Origin of the sequence: Mesorhizobium sp. M1A.F.Ca.IN.020.06.1.1 (assembly GCF_004023265.1) — a bacterium.
GTDB lineage: Bacteria > Pseudomonadota > Alphaproteobacteria > Rhizobiales > Rhizobiaceae > Mesorhizobium.
On the sequence record NZ_RZSR01001677.1, the window covers coordinates 1 to 592 of the forward strand.

General features: G+C 66.4%; 1 protein-coding gene. It reads left to right on the forward strand.

Annotation, left to right across the window (positions count from 1 at the left end; translation table 11 throughout):
- Nucleotides 1-592, forward strand: a 592-nt coding sequence (locus EOA60_RS36295; protein ID WP_245502724.1) for a LysR substrate-binding domain-containing protein, incomplete at both ends; no start/stop codon positions are given.

The window sequence follows — 592 nt, forward strand, 5'->3', positions numbered from 1 at the left end:
TGTCCGCAATCTGGAGATGGAACTGGGCGTCGAACTCTTCGAGCGTCATGCCCGCCATGTCGTTCTGACCGGCGAAGGCAGTCTCTTCGCCCGCACCGTCGCCCGGTCCTTCGCCGATCTGGCGCTCGGCGTCGGGCGTCTGAAACGCGGCACCGCCAGGGGAACAGTGGTTCTGGATGTGGAATCCGATTTGGCGGTCCTGTGGCTCATGCCGCGCCTGACGGTGGAGGCGCTGGACGCGCTGCGGATCAACGTCGATCTCCGCTGCCGCCCGGACCCGCCGCGCAGCCTGCCCGGCGATGTCGACCTGGTGCTGACCTGGGGACCGGCTGCGCTGATCGGCTTTCGCTCCGAGCCCTTCCTTGATCTCAACGCGTTCCCGGTCGCCTCGCCCGCATTGATCGCCAAGGGCCCAGATCCGGTCTCACCAGGCTTCTACGCGGCGCACAGGCTGATCCACGAGCGCGGGCTCTACTGGTGGCGGCGCTATTGCGAAGCGGCAGGCGTCATCTTGGACGATGTCGACAACCACCTGTTCTTCAATCGCACCCATCTGTGCATCGACGCGGCGCTGCGCGGCCTTGGCATTGCC